At 58.0% G+C, this 17,337-nt stretch carries 21 protein-coding genes; 16 read left to right on the top strand and 5 right to left on the bottom strand.

Features of this window, described 5'->3' with window-relative positions:
• Nucleotides 1-17 precede the first annotated feature (17 nt).
• The 5 genes from RBB44_RS17655 to RBB44_RS17635 form a co-directional block, all read right to left on the bottom strand.
• Entirely contained in the window at nt 18-383 is a 366-nt protein-coding gene (locus tag RBB44_RS17655; RefSeq protein WP_306148941.1) for a copper-binding protein, read from the bottom strand.
• 38 nt (nt 384-421) lie between these two features.
• Complete coding sequence (locus RBB44_RS17650; protein WP_306148940.1) at nt 422-3,601, bottom strand: efflux RND transporter permease subunit; 3,180 nt, start codon at nt 3,599-3,601, stop codon at nt 422-424.
• Complete coding sequence (locus tag RBB44_RS17645; RefSeq protein ID WP_306148939.1) at nt 3,601-5,796, bottom strand: efflux RND transporter periplasmic adaptor subunit; 2,196 nt, start codon at nt 5,794-5,796, stop codon at nt 3,601-3,603. Before RBB44_RS17645 ends, RBB44_RS17650 begins: the two co-directional genes overlap by 1 nt.
• An 83-nt stretch (nt 5,797-5,879) precedes the next feature.
• Nucleotides 5,880-6,242 carry a hypothetical protein gene (locus RBB44_RS17640; RefSeq protein ID WP_306148938.1) on the bottom strand — a complete coding sequence of 121 codons (363 nt, stop codon included), beginning with the start codon at nt 6,240-6,242 and terminating at the stop codon, nt 5,880-5,882.
• A 538-nt stretch (nt 6,243-6,780) separates the two neighbouring features.
• Nucleotides 6,781-7,320 carry a helix-turn-helix domain-containing protein gene (locus RBB44_RS17635; RefSeq protein ID WP_306149103.1) on the bottom strand — a complete coding sequence of 180 codons (540 nt, stop codon included), beginning with the start codon at nt 7,318-7,320 and terminating at the stop codon, nt 6,781-6,783.
• Nucleotides 7,321-7,471: 151 nt separating this feature from the next.
• Here RBB44_RS17635 and RBB44_RS17630 point away from each other — a divergent pair, with 151 nt between their 5' ends.
• The 16 genes from RBB44_RS17630 to RBB44_RS17555 all read left to right on the top strand — a co-directional run bounded on the left by RBB44_RS17630 (nt 7,472) and on the right by RBB44_RS17555 (nt 17,336).
• Nucleotides 7,472-7,768 carry a helix-turn-helix domain-containing protein gene (locus tag RBB44_RS17630; RefSeq protein ID WP_306148937.1) on the top strand — a complete coding sequence of 99 codons (297 nt, stop codon included), beginning with the start codon at nt 7,472-7,474 and terminating at the stop codon, nt 7,766-7,768.
• 419 nt (nt 7,769-8,187) lie between these two features.
• The gene (locus RBB44_RS17625) at nt 8,188-8,562 is read left to right on the top strand and encodes a hypothetical protein (RefSeq protein WP_306148936.1); all 375 of its coding nucleotides are present in this window, start codon (nt 8,188-8,190) and stop codon (nt 8,560-8,562) included.
• Complete coding sequence (locus tag RBB44_RS17620) at nt 8,562-9,377, top strand: ParB N-terminal domain-containing protein (protein WP_306148935.1); 816 nt, start codon at nt 8,562-8,564, stop codon at nt 9,375-9,377. Before RBB44_RS17625 ends, RBB44_RS17620 begins: the two co-directional genes overlap by 1 nt.
• Nucleotides 9,377-9,844: a hypothetical protein gene (locus tag RBB44_RS17615; protein WP_306148934.1), complete on the top strand. Its 468-nt coding sequence runs from the start codon at nt 9,377-9,379 to the stop codon at nt 9,842-9,844. The genes RBB44_RS17620 and RBB44_RS17615 overlap by 1 nt, the downstream gene beginning before the upstream one ends.
• Entirely contained in the window at nt 9,841-11,874 is a 2,034-nt protein-coding gene (locus RBB44_RS17610; RefSeq protein ID WP_306148933.1) for a transposase domain-containing protein, read from the top strand. Before RBB44_RS17615 ends, RBB44_RS17610 begins: the two co-directional genes overlap by 4 nt.
• Nucleotides 11,875-11,910: 36 nt before the next feature.
• Nucleotides 11,911-12,969, top strand: coding sequence for an AAA family ATPase (locus tag RBB44_RS17605; protein ID WP_306148932.1), 1,059 nt, complete (start codon nt 11,911-11,913; stop codon nt 12,967-12,969).
• Nucleotides 12,966-13,298: a hypothetical protein gene (locus tag RBB44_RS17600; RefSeq protein ID WP_306148931.1), complete on the top strand. Its 333-nt coding sequence runs from the start codon at nt 12,966-12,968 to the stop codon at nt 13,296-13,298. Before RBB44_RS17605 ends, RBB44_RS17600 begins: the two co-directional genes overlap by 4 nt.
• Nucleotides 13,295-13,687: a hypothetical protein gene (locus RBB44_RS17595; protein WP_306148930.1), complete on the top strand. Its 393-nt coding sequence runs from the start codon at nt 13,295-13,297 to the stop codon at nt 13,685-13,687. Before RBB44_RS17600 ends, RBB44_RS17595 begins: the two co-directional genes overlap by 4 nt.
• Nucleotides 13,662-14,324, top strand: coding sequence for a DUF3164 family protein (locus tag RBB44_RS17590; RefSeq protein WP_306148929.1), 663 nt, complete (start codon nt 13,662-13,664; stop codon nt 14,322-14,324). The genes RBB44_RS17595 and RBB44_RS17590 overlap by 26 nt, the downstream gene beginning before the upstream one ends.
• Before the next feature lie 11 nt (nt 14,325-14,335).
• Nucleotides 14,336-14,692: a hypothetical protein gene (locus RBB44_RS17585; protein ID WP_306148928.1), complete on the top strand. Its 357-nt coding sequence runs from the start codon at nt 14,336-14,338 to the stop codon at nt 14,690-14,692.
• 5 nt (nt 14,693-14,697) lie between these two features.
• The gene (locus RBB44_RS17580) at nt 14,698-15,312 is read left to right on the top strand and encodes a regulatory protein GemA (RefSeq protein ID WP_306148927.1); all 615 of its coding nucleotides are present in this window, start codon (nt 14,698-14,700) and stop codon (nt 15,310-15,312) included.
• A complete protein-coding gene (locus RBB44_RS17575) occupies nt 15,309-15,671 on the top strand; it encodes a hypothetical protein (protein WP_306148926.1) in 363 nt (120 codons plus the stop codon). The genes RBB44_RS17580 and RBB44_RS17575 overlap by 4 nt, the downstream gene beginning before the upstream one ends.
• 84 nt (nt 15,672-15,755) lie before the next feature.
• Nucleotides 15,756-16,493 (top strand): TIGR02594 family protein, encoded by a 738-nt coding sequence (locus RBB44_RS17570; protein ID WP_306148925.1) that lies wholly within the window; start codon nt 15,756-15,758, stop codon nt 16,491-16,493.
• An 8-nt stretch (nt 16,494-16,501) separates the two neighbouring features.
• Nucleotides 16,502-16,711: a hypothetical protein gene (locus tag RBB44_RS17565; RefSeq protein WP_306148924.1), complete on the top strand. Its 210-nt coding sequence runs from the start codon at nt 16,502-16,504 to the stop codon at nt 16,709-16,711.
• Nucleotides 16,711-17,040 (top strand): DUF2730 family protein, encoded by a 330-nt coding sequence (locus RBB44_RS17560; RefSeq protein ID WP_306148923.1) that lies wholly within the window; start codon nt 16,711-16,713, stop codon nt 17,038-17,040. Before RBB44_RS17565 ends, RBB44_RS17560 begins: the two co-directional genes overlap by 1 nt.
• Nucleotides 17,037-17,336: a hypothetical protein gene (locus RBB44_RS17555; protein WP_306148922.1), complete on the top strand. Its 300-nt coding sequence runs from the start codon at nt 17,037-17,039 to the stop codon at nt 17,334-17,336. The genes RBB44_RS17560 and RBB44_RS17555 overlap by 4 nt, the downstream gene beginning before the upstream one ends.
• Nucleotide 17,337: the final 1 nt, after the last annotated feature.

The following is a 17,337-nucleotide window of genomic DNA, read 5'->3' as shown; positions in this document are numbered from 1 at the left end:
TGTTTTTTGCAAGATGATCAGTTCGGCATCATTGCGCCGATCGCATAAAGACCGTCATCGCCTTTCACCAGCATCAAGGTGACGCTGTCTCCGGCGGCGACATCGCCCATCATCTGGGCGCTTTCCATAAGCGGCAGATCCATGGTCATGGCCGGCCAACCAATTTCCGGGATCGGGTCGTGCGTCACGTTCGCGGTCCCGTCCCCAATTGAGTTGACGACCGCCTGGGTGTGTACGGCGCCTTCCATCTGCTCGGCGTTCATGGGCATATTGGAGTGATCCATACCCGAGTGATTTGCACCATGTTTGGAATCGGCAAAGGCCACCGGTGCGGTGCTGACCGCCAAAAAGCCGGCGAGTGTGAGAGTTTTGATCAGGTTCATGGAGTTTCCTTTCTCTGCTTTGACATGTGATCGAAGAGTTATTCTGCCGGCACGGGTGTGCCGGTTTCCGGTGCGCTTGCCGCAAGCTCACGATTGACGCGGCCGAGAGCGAGACGCTTCCAGATCACGAAAATTGCGGGAATGACGAAGAGTGTGAGGAGCGTGGCGGTTGCCATCCCCCCCACCATGGGGGCCGCGATCCGCTGCATGATCTCCGAGCCCGTCCCATCGCCATACATGATCGGGATGAGGCCGGCGAAGATCGTTGCCACAGTCATGACCTTTGGCCGGACCCGCAAAAGCGCGCCCTCAAAGACGACATCCTCGACATCCTGCGTCGTCATCGTCCGGCCTTCCGCTTTTACCACCGTCTTGCGCTTGTCCCAGGCAAGGTTGAGATAGAGCAGCATGACGATTGCCGTTTCCACGGCGACACCGGCAAGAGCGATGAAACCAACGATGACTGCGACCGACATGTCGAAGTCGAGGTGCCAGAGGAACCAGACGCCGCCTGCCAGTGCGACGGGGAGAGCCGCGAGAATGATCCCGACCTCGATCACCCGGTTGAACGCCATGAACAACATCAAGGTGATGATAAGGAGAGTGGCCGGAGCCACCAGTTTGAGACGCTCCTGCATGCGCTGGATGTATTCATACTGGCCGGACCAGGCGATGGAATAGCCGGGCGGCAGTTGCACATTGTTGGCCACCACCTGTCGGGCCTCGGCGACATAGCCGCCGAGGTCCCGTCCAGCGATATCGATGAACACGAAGCCGGTCCTGCGGGCGTTTTCCGAGCGGATCATGCCGGGGCCGTCCACCACGCGGATTTCGGCAAGCGCACCCAGCGGGATATGCGCGCCCGACGGCGTGACCACGGGCAGGTCTCTCAAACGTTCCGGACTGTTGCGCCAGTCCTGGGGGTAGCGCAGGTTGATCGGAAACCGTTCCATCCCTTCAACGGATTCGGACACCTGCATGCCGCCAATCGCGGTCTGCACCACGTCCTGAATGTCGCGCACGCTCATCATGAAGCGGGCAGCCGCATCGCGGTTGACATCAATCTCGATAAACCGCCCCCCAACCGGGCGTTCCGCATAAGCGGAGGCGGTTCCTTGGATGCCTGCAACGGCCGTTTCGATTTCAATGCCGATCTGCTCGATGACCTTGAGGTCCGCGCCCGTGATTTTGACCCCAACAGGGGTCTTGATACCGGTGGCCAGCATGTCGATCCGGTTCTTGATCGGCTGGATCCAGACATTGGTCACACCGGGGATCTGAACCGCCTTGTCCAGCTCGGTGCGAATCCCGTCCATCGTCATGCCGGGCCGCCACTCGGATTGCGGTTTCAACTGGATGGTCGTCTCGATCATGGTCAGTGGGGCTGGATCTGTCGCGGTCTCCGCGCGGCCCAGTTTGCCGTGGACGGTCAGAACCTCCGGCACCGTCGCGATCAAACGATCCGACTGCTGAAGGACTTCCCGGGCTTTGCCGATGGACACGCCGGGATAGAGCGTCGGCATGTAGAGGAAATCGCCTTCGTTGAGTTCCGGCATGAACTCGGTGCCGATCCGCTGCAAGGGCCACCACATCGAAGCCACAAGAGCCGCTGCAAGAAAGGTTGTCGCCCAGGGCCAGGCGACGGCCGCATCCAGAAACGGCCGGTACAACCAGATCACGATCCGGTTCAAAGGGTTCCTGCTTTCGGGAAGAATCCGGCCGCGTACAAAATACCCCATCAAAACGGGAACGAGGGTGATCGACAAGATCGCCGCGGCCGCCATGGCGTAGGTTTTTGTAAACGCCAGCGGCTTGAACAGCCGTCCTTCCTGGCTTTCCAGAACGAAAACCGGCAGAAAACTAACCGTGATGATGGCGAGGGAAAAGAAAAGGGCTGGCCCAACTTCCGAAGCGCATTCGCCAACGATCCGCCAGCGGTTTTCATTGGTCAGTTTCTCGTTTTCAAGTCGCCGGTGCATCGCCTCGATCATGACGATGGCCGCATCCACCATCGCCCCGATAGCAATCGCGATGCCACCAAGCGACATGATGTTCGCATTCACACCTTGCAGTTTCATGATGATGAAGGCCGCGGCGATGCCGAGCGGGAGGGAGACAAGAATGACCAGTGACGACCTCAGATGCAGCAAAAAGGCGGCACAGACCAGAACGACGACGATGAACTCCTCCGTCAGTTTTTTCTGAAGGTTGTCGATCGCCCGTTCGATCACGCCGGACCGGTCATAGGTTGTCACGATCTCAACGCCCTCCGGCAGGCTGCCGCGCAGCTCGCCGATCCGCGCCTCGACCGCCTTGATCGTCGCCAGTGCATTGCCGCCCCAGCGCAGAATGACGACCCCGCCGACCGCATCGCCTTCACCGTCCAGTTCGCCGACACCCCGGCGCATTTCCGGACCGAGACGAATTTCGGCAACATCGCCGAGCGTCAGGGCGGCGCCCCGGTCGTTGACCATCAAGGGCGCTTTCGCGAGATCCTGCAATTCATCGACATAGCCTGTGGAGCGGACCATGAACTCCGCTTCACCCATCTCGATGACGCTGCCACCGGTCTCCCGGTTGGCCGCCTGGATCGCGCCGCGGATCTGGGCAAGGGTGATGTCATAGGCCCTGAGCTTGTTCGGATCGACCACGACCTGGTACTGCTTGACCATGCCCCCAATGGTGGCGACCTCCGACACACCGTCGACGGTTTGTAACTCGTATTTCAGGAACCAGTCCTGAAGCGCCCTGAGCTGCGACAGGTCATGATTTCCAGTTCGATCAATCAACGCATACTGGTAGATCCATCCGACACCGGTCGCATCGGGTCCGAGCTGCGGTGAGACGCCTTCCGGCAAGCTCGCGGTGATTTGGCCGAGATATTCCAGGACCCGGGTTCTGGCCCAGTACAGATCAGTCCCATCTTCAAACACGATGTAGACATAACTGTCGCCGAAAAAGGAAAACCCGCGCACATCGCTGGCTCCGGGGACTGCAAGCATCGCGGTTGCCAGCGGAAAGGTTATCTGGTCCTCGACCACCTGCGGAGCCTGGCCCGGATAAGGTGTGCGGACGATCACCTGGACATCAGACAAGTCCGGGATGGCATCAACGGGCGTTTCGCGAACGGCCCAGACCCCCGCGACGGCAATCATGGCGGCAACCGCCAGCATGATAATCCGGTTCGCGATGGAGGCGCGAATGATGGCGGCAATCATTACATGGCCTCCTCAAAACGCGTTCCAATCAACGTCATGGAGAAGTCCGGATTGCGCCGCAACAGCAGAGTGACCTCGCGGCTCAACGGCAGATCGGTTGGCGAAAGCGCCGGATCGAGCGTGAAATCCATCGTCATGCCCGGCATGCCTATGTCCGTCATCGGGCCGTGCGTGATGTTGGCTGTCCCGGCGTCCGTGTCGACCGCGTTGATGGTGCCGCGCACTTCCATGGGCGGGGAGACCGGATCCGCTTTTGCAAGGACCATGGTCATGCCGTCCGGCCGGTCAAAGGTCAGGGTTGTCTCGGTCCCAAGCGGCAACGTTTCCAGATCAAGCGCCGGATCCATATCGAAGGCCATGGTCATGCCCGGCATTCCTATTTCCGCAATGGGGCCATGGGTGATGGTGGCCTTTCCCGCGTCCGGATCGATGGCGTCGATCTTGCCAGAAACGACAATCGGGGGGGCGGCGTCGGAGGTCTCCGTTTCCGCCTCATCGTCCGTCCCGGATATCTTGGCACCCCCGGCTTCACGAACAGCGACCACAGAAAACATCCCGCCGTCATCCTTGGAGAGGTCAAATTCGACCGGCACATCCAGGGGAACCGTCGAGGGATCCAGATCAGCAACCTCGAGATCCATTTTCATCGCAGGCCATCCAAGCTCCGGGATCGGTCCGTGATCGAGGGTCAGTTTGCCGTCCGGTGTTACCGCTAGAACCGTCCCTGTGCCGGTTGCCGCGATCCCGTCATCGCTGCCCAACTGCGTGAGCCCGAGAAGGCCGTCCGCGCCCCGGACCGCCCGGAACGCGACCGTCTGCCCGTCGGTTAACCGATCAAGAGACATGCCGGCTTGAACGGGAAAGGTGGAGGTCATCGCCGGCCAATCGAGGCTTTCCAATGCGTCGTGGCGAATGGTGGCCATGCGGGTCGCACGATTGAGCGCGATCAGCTCACCCGTTCCGCGGGCCGGGGCCTCATCTGTTGGGGCCATGCGCATCAAACCGGCGCTGAGCGCGCTTTCGCTGTCGATCAGGAACTGAGCGGAGGCCACCACTTCCTCTCCGGGTGCCAGCCCCTGAACGATTTCTGTGCGTCCTCCGTCTCCAAAATCGTCGCGCAAGCCCGTCGTGATTAAACGTGGTTTGAAGGTCCCTTCCGCCACCTTTATGATGACGCGTTCAGCAGCCCCGGTCCGGATCACGGCTTCTGTCGGAACGGTTACCGCTGTCCGTGTTTCCTGCGGGATCAGCGTGACATTGCCGAACATGTTGGGGCGCAGCTGGCCGTCGGAATTGTCGAACCGAAGGCGAACGGGCAGTGTCCGCGTTTTCGCATCCAGTTCCGGGTAGATGTAGTCGATAGCACCTTCGAAGGTTTGGCCGGGCAGATGCTCGAAGCGGGCAATGGCCCGCATGTCTTTTGAAAGCCGGGCAATGTCACGTTCAAAGACATCGACAATTAGCCAAACCTCGGTCAGATCGGTGATCGACATCGCCTGGGTTCCAGGTTGCAGGAACATGCCGTCTGCGGCGTTCAGCGCAATCACCACGCCATCTCGTGGCGCAACAACTTGAATACTGCGCGCAACCTCACCGGTTCGTTCGATTTCGGCAATTTGGAGCTCCGAAGCTCCGTGACTGCGCAACTTGTTGCGGGCGGCCTCCAAGGATAGGCCGTTGCCGTTTTCCAAAGATCGAAGAAAGTCAAAACTCGCAACGCCGAACTCCGGAGAGAACAGTTCGAAGAGAATCTCGCCCTTTTTCACCTGGTCGCCGACGGCACGCACGTTCAGGGTTTCGATCCAGCCATCAACCCGCGTGTGGACATGGCTGGTGAGGTGTTCGTCATATCCGACAAACCCCACCGTTTCGATTTTCTGCGAGATCTCGCCAACCCGCGCTAGAGCTGTTCGCACACCGATCGCATTGATTTCGGTGGCTGACAGCTGGACTTCGGCAGGGTCGCCGGACGGTTCCTGACCCGCATAAACGGGGATGAGGTCCATGCCCATGGGGGATTTGCCAGGGCCCGGCTGGCGGAAGTTCGGATCCATTGGGGCAACCCAATAGAGGATGTCGTCTTCGCCGGACGCAAGATCGCCGGCGGGATTTAGATAAAGTCGCTCAAGAAACACCCCACCGGCCGTGCCTGCAGCAAGGGCCAGGATGCTGAGCGCGGCATAGCGTCCACGCATGATAACCTCTGAGTTGCCGCCGGCAGGGTGCCGAAGGCCTGATCAACAACAAGCGCTTGCGGAAATTCCGCAAGATGGTGTCTTCAGAGGAAGCGTGGGGGTCGTTTTGGGAGAGACGTGTCTGCAACTCGAAGCGAGTCGGGCGGAGACTGGGCAAAATCTGTCGAAGACACTGCCGTAGTCAGCCCGGCAACGCCGCCGGCAAGCGTGTACCCGCCGCACAGTGCTCCGCCGCAGCACCGGTCAATGTCAGAAGGCTCATGCTGGGCGTGATCGTTTGCGCCGGAGGTCGCACCGTGATGCCCCATCGCTTCACACGGCATCCCCGCGCTTGACACGGAGGGTTCAGAGGCATCTGCGATTTGGTGCTGCATCGGGATACCAGCGACCACAGCAATAGCCAACGCCAAAAACAGCGTTGCTACAAGTCTGCTGAGCTGGTGCACTCGTCCGGTCATCATCTGCGATATAAACGGGCGTTCGAAAAAAACAAGAGATCAGGTCTTTAAAACTGCCGCATCTCGGCCGCGACGCGAGGAGTTTCCAGCGAGGCACCCTTGCACGCCAACAAAGCCCGCCAAGCATTTGTCTCCGCACCGCGCTTGGAGCCGTCCCAAAACCCATGGCACATATTCAGCCGTTCAAGCTGAAAAGACTTCATCTGATCGGGGCGAAAAAATGTCCTTTGCCGCCCATCCGATGAGTTCGCTGCGTCGGTCAATCAACGTTTGCATTCGGGATTAGACTTCAATGCAGTGAACAATCGACCAGGGGCTTTCAATGAGACGGAGCCCTACAGCAGTTCAGGGCCAGCATTCAGTAAGCACGTTTTGCCGGAGAACGGACATTTGTATCGGCTCGGGCGAATGTCTGCTCGGGGCCGTGTACGGACGAAAGGGCAACTCCACCATAGCGCCCTTCCCCACAACCAGTAAATTTACTATCAATAACAAAAATGCTAAAAGTTACGAAGCTTTACAACCATCAAGCCGGACGTTTGCCAGAGCCCGGGATTTCCTTCGCTTCATCCAGATCCTGCGAAATTCGCAACTGTAGCCAGGGAAAGAGCGCTCTGAGTTCTTTTTCGTCCGATTGATTTTTGGCAGCCGCGATCAGTTCATTGTAGCGGGATACGGTCTCTGACAGCTGAGCATCAGGTGGAAGTGTGACGCCCTTTTCCCTATGGGTATCCTGCACCAGTTTGCTGGTTTCCTTGAAGATGTCGGACTGAACGGCCGGGTCTTGTTTCTCTATTGAGAAATTGTCGGTTGAAGGCGGGCCTCCATCCAGAAACATGTTGCCAGCCCCGGTAATCAGCCAATCAACGTTCATGTTAAAAGTCTGCCGATAGGCAAGAAGAACATTGGCATCTGGCACGCTGTCACCGCGCTCATAATTGCCCAAGGATTTGAAGCTCAGTTTCAATTTTCTTGAAAACTCTTCACGTGATGGATTTCCCAAAGCCTTTCTAAAGGCCCGCAAACGCTGGCCTAATTCGGTTTTGGTATGCTCCGGACGCGCCACAAACACTCCATTGTCCAAAAAAGGGATTTACAAAGTCCCGATCTTGCACTATCTCTGGTTTATGCGGGCCGCATATGCACCCCGCGATTGCGTTTTCACCCTCGACATAAACCGGCTTGCTGCAACAAGCCGGTACCGCCGGAGACATCCGATGACCGGAAAACTATGGGATAAACACGCCATCAAAGCCGAATTGCATCGCCAGGGCATGACCCTGACGGCTCTTGCAACACGGGAGGGCATAAATCCCAAGTCGTTCCGGGGTGTCTGGGCCAGGACACATCGCAAGGCAGAAGCTGCACTCGCAAAGTTTCTTGGCATTCCGGTCGAAGATCTCTTCCCGGAACGCTACCCCATTCGAACATCCCGTATTCTGTCTACCAAATACGAAGCCGAGTCTGCCAGCCAGAAAGCCGGTTCAAGCACAGCTTCCACAAAGGCTGCGTGAGATGGCCCGGCTACACCAAACCCTTGTTGCCGCTGCGTCCCATGCGATCTGTAAACTTCTCCAGAAAGTCTGGCCCGGCAGCGACTTGCACGCAACGGCAAAACCGCCTGTCGAATTAGACAATAACTGTGACAATGCCGGCAGACCGGAAAACCCGTTCCGGCAACACGTAAAGATACCGGCGGCACGTCATGAGACGGCGCTTCTTTTTGTTGTGTTGGCTTTCAGTCTTCTTTTCGCGGTCATGGCCAGTTGCAGCCAGTTTTCTGGTGTCCCGTCATGAATGCGCACCGGAAAGAGACCCATCTTCTCAAGGCTCGGTCTTGTACTTCGTCTCAGACGAGGCTTGAGGATCGGCGCGCCTGCTGCCCCCCCGCCACAAGCGGGCGCGCCCACTTGCCTGCCAGGAGTGTTTCGCAATGAACCTCCACAACAGCCAGGACTTTCTGAACTCGGTCTATTTCGCATGCGTGTCTGCGACCCGTGACGGCTTTCCCCATTTGAGCGTCGATGCGGTGATTGATCCGCCACACGACTGGTTTGATGCAGCCCTTGCCCGTCAAGTCGTCCTGCATCTGATGATCACCGAGTTCAATTTTCCCAAACGACGGGTCGTATCCTCGCAAGAGCGGTCCCGCGAGGCGGTCAATCGGGCGATCCAAACAGTCAACGAGCGTCTCGAATGTCCGGTCTTTGCAGCCCACTACGGCCAGATCGCCGAGGCTGCTTACGCCCGCTATCATTTCCAGATTGAACGTGCCCTGCCCTCCCCAGATATTCGCGGGGTGGCGTGATGGCCGAGTTCAAGTCCCTGCCCCTTTCCAAAATTTCGGTCTCCAACCGTCTCCGGGATCTGAATGAGGATCTTGCCCGGGTGATATCCGGGTCGATCGCCGAATACGGCCTGATGAGCCCAATCACAGTCCGCGCTACACCGCGTGCCAAAGCTGGCAGCTATACGCTGATTGCCGGATTGCACCGGCTGCGCGCCACCGAACTTCTGGCCCTTGAAACCATCGACTGTTTTATCCTCAAGGCCGATCTGGCCGATGCCCAGCTCCTTGAGATCGCTGAAAACCTTCACCGCAACGAGCTCTCGGTCATTGACCGGGCTGTTGCCGTGCTCAAATACCGCGAACTCTGGGAAGAGCGGCACGGCAAAATCCAGAAGATTTCAGCTCGTAACCCGAAGGGACAAGTTGTCCCTTCGGAAAGCCATGGGTTCTCGGACCACACGGCCAAACGGCTTGGCCTTCATCCCAAGACCATCAAACGGCTCAGCCAGATTGCACTCAATCTCCATGCGGATCTGCGATCCGTGGTCAAAGACACTGAGATTGCCGACAACCAGTCGGCCCTTTTGAAACTCTCCAGGCTGGAACCGGTCAAACAAAAACAGGCCGCCGCCGCATTTTCCCAGGAGCCGGATCTCAAAATGGTGCTGGCCGCCATTGATGACCGCCCCAAACCCAAACGGCCGGATCCTGAGGCCAAGGCTTTTTCCGATCTTGTCACTGCCTGGGAGCGGGCGGGGACAGAAACCCGGCAGCGCTTTTGTGACTACATCGTGCGCGCGGACCAGCCATCTCAGATGGAGGCCGCCGAATAATGAAGCCGCACCCGGACCAGTTTGATCTCTTTCATGAAGCGCTGTTTCCGGTGCGCGCCCCCTCATCCAGCATGGATCCGGACCGCTTTCGTTCAAAGATCAAACGCGCTATGGCGCAGGCGATCCGCGAATGCCCTCATGACCGGCCCGTCATAGCCGCACGCATGGCACAGTATCTGGGTATGCCCAATCTCTCGAAGGCCTCCCTTGATGCCTATACGGCCGAGAGCAAAACAACCCACGACATCTCTTTGGTTCGTTTCAAGGCCTTTGTCCGGGCCACCGGCGCCACCTGGCTTTGGGATCTCGTGGTTTCCGAAGAAGGGCTTTTGATCCTTGAGGGCGACGAAGCCCGTCTTGCCGAGATTGCCCGTCTCCAACAGGAGCAACGGGATCTCGCCAAACAGCTCAAAACACTGCGCTCCGTTCCGGTCGTCATCAAAAGAACAGCGGGGCATGACAAGTGACCAGCTGGTTTTCCCTGTCAGAGCTTGCTGCAGCCCGTCTTCCGGACCTGCCGCAGACCCGTCAAGGTCTGGAGGCACTGGCAAGAATGGACGGCTGGCAGGAAAATCCGCTTTATTCCCGCAAACGGCAGGGCCGCGGCGGCGGTCGGGAATATCACCTCGCCCTTTTGCCAAGAGCTGCCCAGCTTCGCTTGAGCATCCTCTCTCAAGAGATTTCCGAAGACACCGACAAAAACGTAAAGCGGCGGCGGAAAGATCTCTGGAAACGATATGAAGCCTTACCTGCGCAGAATAAAAACCGCTGTAAAGCGCGTTTAAACGCGCTTCAAGAGGTTGAAGACCTCAAATACGCTGGGCTGACGCAGACAGCCGCCATGCGAATGGCGGCCAAACGGGCCGGAATTGCAATTGCTACCCTTTATACCTGGTATGGACAGATCCAGGGACATCCCCGCGAAGACTGGCTGGCGGCCCTCGCGCCCAAAACTTCATGCAGCATCAATCGCATTGCTGAGCGCGCCGAGTACCATGAAGAGGCCTGGGAAACCTTCAAGTCAGATTATCTGAGACCCGAACAACCGTCTTTGTCTGCCTGCTATCGCCGTGTTGTGTCTGCCGCCAAGGAGCACGGCTGGGGCAAGATCCCTTCTGAGCGCGCCTTCCGCCGCCGCCTGGATGCAGAAGTCCCCCGCGCCGTTCAGGTCCTCGCCCGGGAAGGCCGGGACAAGGCCAAGGCGCTTTATCCAGCGCAGCGGCGCACCCGTCATCACCTCCACGCCATGGAAGCGGTCAACATGGATGGCCACACGCTGGACGTCTTTGCCCGCATGCCGAATGGCGACATCATCCGGCCCTGTCTTATCGCCCTTCAGGATCTTTATTCCAGCAAGTTCGTTGCCTGGCGTCTTTCTGAAAGCGAAAACCGGGAGGTCGTGCGCCTCACCATCGGCGACATGGTCGAACGCTATGGCATTCCGGACAAGATTACCCTCGATAATGGCCGTGCCTTTGCCTCCAAATGGATTACCGGCGGCGCCCCGACCCGCTACCGCTTCAAGGTGCGCGATGAAGATCCGCGCGGGCTTCTGGTCGCCCTCGGCATAGACCTTTCCTGGACAAAGCCGTTTTCCGGCCAGTCCAAGCCGATCGAGCGGGCGTTCCGTGATCTCACCGACGATATCGCCCGCCATCCTTTCTGCGCCGGCGCCTATACGGGCAACAGCCCGGATGCAAAACCAGACAATTACGCCAGCCGTGCCGTGCCCTTCGAAGATCTGAGAATACACGTGGACCGGCAGATCCAGGAGCACAATCTCAGGACGGGCCGCAAGGCCGCCACCTGCGCCGGCCGGTCGTTTGAGGAAACCTTTGAAACCAGCCTGGCCGATCCGGCAACCATTGTGCGCTGGCCAACCAGTGCACAGCGATCCTTGTGGCTGCTTGCGTCCGAAGCCTTCAAGGCGCGCAAGGGCAATGGAGAAATCCACCTTTATGGCAACCGCTTCTGGCACCCGGCGCTCACGGCCTACGCAGGGAAAAAGGTCATCATCCGCTTTGATCCAGACCATCTTACCAAGCCGCTCAAGATCTATGATTTGGATAACTCCCTGATCTGCGAGGCGGACTGCGTGGCCGATACCGGCTTTCATGATGTTGAGGCCGCCCGCGCCCATGAGCGGTCACGTAATGCCTGGACCAAGGCGGTCAATCAGGAGCGGCGGGCGCATGCCGCACTCAGTGCAAACCAGCTTGCTGATATCTATGCCAAGGGGCAACAGCCAGAGGCCTCAACAGACCAACAGGCGCCCAAACATCCCAAAATTCCAAGATTGGTACCGGACACAAAGATCCGGCCCGCTGCGCACGCAAAACCACCCGCTGAAGATCTGAATTCTGAGGCTTTGGAGTACAGTTTTTCCAAAGCCCTTCAGCTGGTGCGCCAAACCAGCTCCATCGACCCGGACACAGACACAGGCCTAGACGAAGAGATCGAACCGAAACGTCCTCAGTACGGTTCCCGCACACCATAGCTGGCCATGCTGCCAGACACGTTAAGGGACCAATATATGACCGCTCAAACTGCAGTCTCCGGTGAACACCCGCACGCTGGAGCAACACCTTTCCGAAAAACCTCCTGGGAGCGTCCGGTTACCGGTCCGCAAACCGGGCCGAACAGAACTCAGCATGACATTGATATCTGGTGGGGCCTTGTCGACCGGATCATTGAGGTCGCCCGGGCAAATGGCTGGTCGATGGGCGAAGTTGCCCGCCGTGTCGGCATGCCAGGCGGCACATTCTCCGTCTGGTATTCAGGAAAATATTCCGGCCGGCTGGAAAACCAGAATTCACTGGTCTCCAAATGGCTGGATGCCATCGAAGAACAGGCCGACATCTGTTCGCTGATACCGGCCTCGCCAGGCTTCATAAAAATGCAAATGTCGCAGGAAATCATCGAAACGCTTTCCTGGGCGCAAATGACCTCAGACTTGGTGATGATCACACAAGGGGCAGGAACCGGCAAAACCGAAGCCTGCCGCCACTATTGCGCCACACGGCCGCACGCCTATCTCGCAACGGTTTCACCGCAGACCAAGACCGTTCACGGCATGCTGGTGGAACTTGCGGCCGAACTGGACGTGATGGAACACAATCCGGCCAAGCTGACCCGCGCGATCGGCCGTAAACTGCAACGCATCGGCAATGGTTCACTGTTGATTGTCGATGAAGCCCAGAACCTGGTGGACGATGCCATCAATCAGCTTCGGCACTTTGTCGATGTCCATAAATGCGGCGTTGCTCTGGTCGGCAACAACGAGGTCTACGGCCGTTTTACCAAGAAGAATGATGGGCCGTCCTATGCCCAGCTGAAAAGCCGTCTTGGCAAACGGCTCAAGCGGGAAAAACCTCGGGTTTCTGACCTGCGCACCTTCATCAAGGGCTGGAATGTTACCGATCCGGATTGCGTCAAGCTGTTGATCGGCATTGGCATGAAGGGTGGCGCCATGCGCCAGATCGACAAGACAATGAAACTTGCCACCATGATTGCCCTTGGGAGCGGCGAGGATCTGAAAGTCGATCATATTCAGGCTGCCTGGAAAAATCGCGACGTGGAGGATGTCACATGAGGGCCGTCTCTACCGAGCTCAGCGACAGCCTCAACGCTTTCCATGAGGATTTTCTGGAGGCTGGCAAGTCCGGCACTCCGCTGCCCGCCCGTCAAATGCTGGTTTTGGCCAGGTCGTTTGCGATCCTGTTCCGGCTCGCCAAGAACCTGGAAGCCGAACTTGCCATTCACAGGCTGAACGCATCCGTCGATCGGCACAGATCCGTTCTGGAAGGGGCAAGCCAGGATGTCTTGGGTCAGTTGATCCTCGAAAGCGATGGCAAAGTCATCCGGCCGGATTTCAAATCATCGCAAAAGGGGCCGCGCCGCCAGGACGGAGAGCCGTCATGAGCGGCTGGAGCAAACGAGACCTGGCGCTTGTTCTCGGTTTTAGGGCCCTTGGTGATGATTATGACAAGATCGCCTGCCAGCTGAACCGAGAAGAAGAAGATGTGCGCAGCGTTGTTTTCAAGGCTCGGTGCCTGTACCTCACCGAAAGCTGGCTGTGCAAGTTGCTCGACCGCCAGGATGATCGCCAGAACCTTCCGGTTGACCTGCCCCAGACCAAGACTTGGCTGCCGCGCAAATTCACTGTCAGTCCAGTTGCTGTGCGCGAAAGACAACCAACGTCCTCAGAGCTCACTGCAAGCCTGATGGGTGACCCACTGCCGGGCCGCTCCGCTCTTGATAAAGCCCAGTCAAAGGAAAAGTCCCATGGAACCCGTAGACCATCCATCTGACCCCACACATCCCAGTGTCATCACCGTCTCCGGTAAAGACTACATGAGCGATGCCAAGGGCAGCCTGGTCCCGCTTGACCTCGTCAAACCGGCCGACAAGCTGGAAGACGAGGTCGTGCGCAAGATTGCGGGCCATGCAGCAGCCCTTTCTGATCAGATCGCCCGCTTTCGCGGTCACAGCTTTACCGATCTTGGAGAGTTCGATGCCCTGCTTGAACAAGAGTACGGTCTTAGCCGTGGCGGCAAGAAGGGCAACCGGACCTACACAAGCTTTGACGGCTGCCTGAAGGTGACCGTGCAGGTGTCCGACTTCGTCGACTATGGCCCCCAGCTGCAGACCGCAAAGGGTCTCGTCGATGAATGCCTGATCGAATGGTCCTCAGATGGCAGGCCGGAAATCCGGGCTGTTGTGACTGGGGCCTTTGATACGGACAAGGAAGGCAAGATCAATCGCACAGCCATCCTAAAGTTGTTGCGCCTCGATATCGATGATCCGCGCTGGCTCAAGGCGATGGATGCCATCCGCGAGGCTATGCGGATCATTGGCTCCAAGACATACTTACGGTTTTATCAACGCAGCTGCTGCACCGATGCCTGGCAAGCGATCACCATTGATCTTGCCAAGGTCAAATCGTGAAAGGAACACTCATGGGAATTATGAAAGTGGAACTCGGCTGCATGGTCAGTGCCCAGTATGCAAAACGCGCTGACTTTGAACACTTCAGTGAGAGCACGCCGGTCTGCCAACTCAAGATCGGCGATGACGTTATGCCCGTCGTGCAAACCGGACCTCTGACCTTCGAAATCGATCACCCGAGTGGATACACTTGCCGGTTTTCCATTGAAGAGGTGCTTGCCACGCTTGGTAAAGATCTTTGCGAACATTCCACTGGGCGGCAGGGAAAAACCTATTCCGACATCCGGATCGATAGCCCGGCCGGATCTCAAGGCGACGGCATTCCATCTGGCCCAGCGGCTCGGGCAGATCTGGCTGACAAGGACTGAAACTCATGAGCGCCCTTGCCCGGATCCATATCGCCAAGAAACAACTCGGTTTCGATGATGTCACCTATCGGGCCCTGCTTGAGCGGATTACAGGCAAGACATCGTCAAAGGATATGAGCGATGGCGAACGCCGGCAGGTCCTTCAGGAACTGAACCGCTTGAGCGGCGCAACAACCGCAAGCGGGCGTTTTGCCCCGGTACTACGGGCCCTCTGGCTCGCGGGCTATAATCTCGGGGTGATCGGCACCCGTACGGACGCAGCCCTGATAAGCTTTGTCCGCCGCCAGACCGGCCTCGATCACACCAGGTTTCTGCATCACGGCAAAGACGCGACTGCTGCCATTGAAGGTCTAAAAGCCTGGATCCGGCGCCAAAGCGGCCAAGACCACCTGTTCGTAAGACAAAAGGGACGGCCTGCCCTTTTGAACAATCCCCGTTTTCAGGTCGTTCAGGCGCAATGGGCTCTGCTGGCGAGTCTAAATGCCCAGCCAGCTGCATCTCTCAGCTGTTACATCTTAAAAGTGACGGATCATGAGGATTTTGCGGCCTTCAGCAAGCGGGACTGGTTTGCTGTGATGAACGATCTCGGAAAAACCCTACGCCGGGCAAAATCCAAATGAGCTGCCCCGCCCATCTCCAGCCCTTTGTGGATTTGCTTGGCGAAGACGATGCCATCCGGTTCCTGCTCGAATTTGGCGGCGGGCCAGTTTACCTCTCGGCCAATCCGACCGCGGCCTCATCAATTGCAGCCATCATCGGACGCGAAAAGGCGGTTTCCCTTGCCAAGGAACTTGGACCAGGATCCATTCGCGTGCCGCAAGGAAAACCCTGGATCGCCGAACGGCTGCGCGCTCGCGGCACAAGCGTCCTTGGCATTGCCAGGCAGCTCAAAATGAAAGACGATACCGTCCGCCGCTGGCTCAATGGACGAAAAGACAACCGGCAGGGCTTCTTGTTTCCCGACATCAAGAGTAGCTGATCCTTACCGTCCCCTCATGAGGGGAACGGCTAATTCCACCCATACTTGCCATTCTGACACTCCCATAAGTGGAGCGGTCAGCCAGTGGCAAATTCTTTTCAAAAAGACCTTTTAAAGACTGTTCAAACCCGGCTTAAAACCCTTGGCTGGTATTCAGGCCCCGTCGACGGAGAGGGTGGTCCGTCCACGCGCAGCGCCATGACCGGCTTCAAGCTGAACAGCGGCTTGAGAGCCCGGCCCTATCCAGGACCACTGACACTCGGGAAACTGTTTTCAGAGGGCGCCACGATGCGCCCGAACCCAAAACCATCCTTGGACAACATTCCACCCTGGTTGATTGAAGCCAAGCGCTTGCAAGGTGTTGCAGAGGTGGCGGGCCGGGAAAGTAATCCGGTTATTCTCAACTGGGCGGACGGTCTCGATCTCGACTATTCAGGCGATGACATTCCGTGGTGCGGTCTGTTTGTCGCTCATTGCATGCGGATCGGCGCACCGGATGCGCCCCAGCCGGCCAATGTGCTCGGCGCGCGCAACTGGCAAGAGTTCGGCCGGCGGGTTGAACCGGAGCTCGGTGCCATTCTTGTGTTCTGGCGCGGTTCCAAATCCGACTGGAAAGGCCATGTCGGCTTTTATCTCGGCGAAGATGCCAACTGCTATTTTGTGCTCGGCGGCAACCAGTCCGATGCCGTTACCATCGCCCGCATTTCCAAACACCGTCTGTTGAGCGCCCGGATCCCGGACAGCATTCCACCAAGCCGCAAGATGGTGCAGCTCACGGTACAGCCAGGCAGCCCTATCCCCGTTTCCACAAACGAAGCATGAGGCGCATGATGGAACATTCGAAATCCCCCTTTCTCTCCAAAGGTGTTTGGGGCGGTGTGATCGCCCTGGTCGCCACCGCTTTCAGTTTCTTCTTCGGGATCGAAGTTACCGGAGGAGAGCAAACCGTCCTATTGGAATCCATCCTTCAGATCGTGGCCGCTGGTGGATCCATACTCGCCATTATCGGACGCCTGGTTGCAAACAGCCGTCTTGTCTGATGGATGCCGGGTTTTTCAAGGAATGGGCGGGGCTTGCCGCCATCCTGATTTCCCTGCTGGCAACGCTTTATGCCTGGCTGACGTCCAAGGCCAAGGTCAATGCAGAGCATCTCAAAGGCGTCGACAAGACCCTGACGGCACACGACAAGCGGCTCAGCCACATCGAAACCGAGATGACACATCTGCCGGCAAAAGATGATGTAACCGAGCTCAAACTCTCCCTGGCCGAGCTCCGAGGCACCGTCGGCCGTCTCGATGAAACCGTTTCTTCCGTCGGACGCACCGTTCACCGGATCGATGACTATCTTCGGGAGCACGCAAACTCATGAGTGATTTTGATGCCTATTTGACCGAAGATGCCCGGCTGGTGATCCTTAAGGCGCTCCATGGCGAAGCCGATGGCCGTCTGCATGACAACGCCATTCTTGCAGCCCTCGACATCTTCGGTCATCGCCGGTCCCGCGATTGGGTCCGCACCCAGCTCCGGAAACTCGCCGATCTCGATGCTCTTCATATCCGGGAAGCTGGAACGGTCATCGTTGCCGAGATCCGCCAGGCCGGTGTTGATCATCTGGAACAGCGCTGCCGGATCGAAGGCATTGCCGTCCCCTCCAGAAGTTCTTGAG

The sequence above is a fragment of the Roseibium sp. MMSF_3247 genome (genome assembly GCF_030733765.1).
Lineage (GTDB): Bacteria > Pseudomonadota > Alphaproteobacteria > Rhizobiales > Stappiaceae > Roseibium.
This window is presented reverse-complemented; position numbering and strand designations above follow the sequence as displayed.

Bases quoted from the DNA above. Each gene is read 5' to 3' on its own strand.
- RBB44_RS17655 (WP_306148941.1), bottom strand. From the start codon at position 383: ATGAACCTGATCAAAACTCTCACACTCGCCGGCTTTTTGGCGGTCAGC.
- RBB44_RS17650 (WP_306148940.1), bottom strand. From the start codon at position 3,601: ATGATTGCCGCCATCATTCGCGCCTCCATCGCGAACCGGATTATCATG.
- RBB44_RS17645 (WP_306148939.1), bottom strand. From the start codon at position 5,796: ATGCGTGGACGCTATGCCGCGCTCAGCATCCTGGCCCTTGCTGCAGGC.
- RBB44_RS17630 (WP_306148937.1), top strand. From the start codon at position 7,472: ATGACCGGAAAACTATGGGATAAACACGCCATCAAAGCCGAATTGCAT.
- RBB44_RS17625 (WP_306148936.1), top strand. From the start codon at position 8,188: ATGAACCTCCACAACAGCCAGGACTTTCTGAACTCGGTCTATTTCGCA.
- RBB44_RS17620 (WP_306148935.1), top strand. From the start codon at position 8,562: ATGGCCGAGTTCAAGTCCCTGCCCCTTTCCAAAATTTCGGTCTCCAAC.
- RBB44_RS17615 (WP_306148934.1), top strand. From the start codon at position 9,377: ATGAAGCCGCACCCGGACCAGTTTGATCTCTTTCATGAAGCGCTGTTT.
- RBB44_RS17605 (WP_306148932.1), top strand. From the start codon at position 11,911: ATGACCGCTCAAACTGCAGTCTCCGGTGAACACCCGCACGCTGGAGCA.
- RBB44_RS17600 (WP_306148931.1), top strand. From the start codon at position 12,966: ATGAGGGCCGTCTCTACCGAGCTCAGCGACAGCCTCAACGCTTTCCAT.
- RBB44_RS17595 (WP_306148930.1), top strand. From the start codon at position 13,295: ATGAGCGGCTGGAGCAAACGAGACCTGGCGCTTGTTCTCGGTTTTAGG.
- RBB44_RS17590 (WP_306148929.1), top strand. From the start codon at position 13,662: ATGGAACCCGTAGACCATCCATCTGACCCCACACATCCCAGTGTCATC.
- RBB44_RS17585 (WP_306148928.1), top strand. From the start codon at position 14,336: ATGGGAATTATGAAAGTGGAACTCGGCTGCATGGTCAGTGCCCAGTAT.
- RBB44_RS17580 (WP_306148927.1), top strand. From the start codon at position 14,698: ATGAGCGCCCTTGCCCGGATCCATATCGCCAAGAAACAACTCGGTTTC.
- RBB44_RS17575 (WP_306148926.1), top strand. From the start codon at position 15,309: ATGAGCTGCCCCGCCCATCTCCAGCCCTTTGTGGATTTGCTTGGCGAA.
- RBB44_RS17565 (WP_306148924.1), top strand. From the start codon at position 16,502: ATGGAACATTCGAAATCCCCCTTTCTCTCCAAAGGTGTTTGGGGCGGT.
- RBB44_RS17560 (WP_306148923.1), top strand. From the start codon at position 16,711: ATGGATGCCGGGTTTTTCAAGGAATGGGCGGGGCTTGCCGCCATCCTG.
- RBB44_RS17555 (WP_306148922.1), top strand. From the start codon at position 17,037: ATGAGTGATTTTGATGCCTATTTGACCGAAGATGCCCGGCTGGTGATC.